We start from the raw sequence: 581 nt of genomic DNA, 5'->3' as shown, positions 1-581 counted from the left end.
CGTGGAGAACGGGCGCCCGCTCACCCGCCCCGCCCCGGACCGCCTTCGGTACGGCGTCCGACCCGGGCAGCGGTGCCAGCCCGACCAGCGCACCCTTGGCACCCAGCACCTCGTCGCACAGCTGGGCCAACTCCAGGGACGCCCTGCGGCGCCCGTTCTCCACGCGGCTCAGGAAGCTGCGGCTGCAGTACACCTTGCCGGCCAGCTCGCTCAGCGACATGCCTGCCGCGATGCGGCGCCTGCGTAACTCGGCGCCGAATCCGTCGTACTCGATGACCGTCCCCCCAACACCACACCGCCCGAACGGTGTTGCCAAATACCCGCTGGCAACACCCGACCCCTCCGGACCGGCCCGATGACCGGGGAAGCTGTCTGTGCCGGAGCCTACGGGCACGGGGGCGCGTCCTATGGGGGAACGGGCGCACTGATCATGCCTTCGGAACGAACCCGAGGCGCGTGCTGCGGTCGATATGCCGGGGGCATCCGACCGCAGCACATCCGGCGCCCCTCCCCCCGTGTTCCACGGGGCATCCAAGAGCTGAACGACGACGGGGAAATGGGGGGGTCCACGGTCCGGGGCG

1 protein-coding gene is annotated in these 581 nt (G+C 71.3%); it reads right to left on the bottom strand.

Going from position 1 to position 581, the window contains the following annotated elements:
• The coding region (locus AC31A1_RS52350; protein ID WP_489660067.1) for a helix-turn-helix domain-containing protein at window positions 1-220 on the bottom strand (220 nt) is incomplete at its 3' end.
• Window positions 221-581 lie beyond the last annotated feature (361 nt).

The organism is Streptomyces sp. P5F9 (assembly GCF_057961495.1).
Note: the sequence above shows the minus strand (reverse complement) of the source record. Positions and strands in the feature narration are given on the sequence as shown.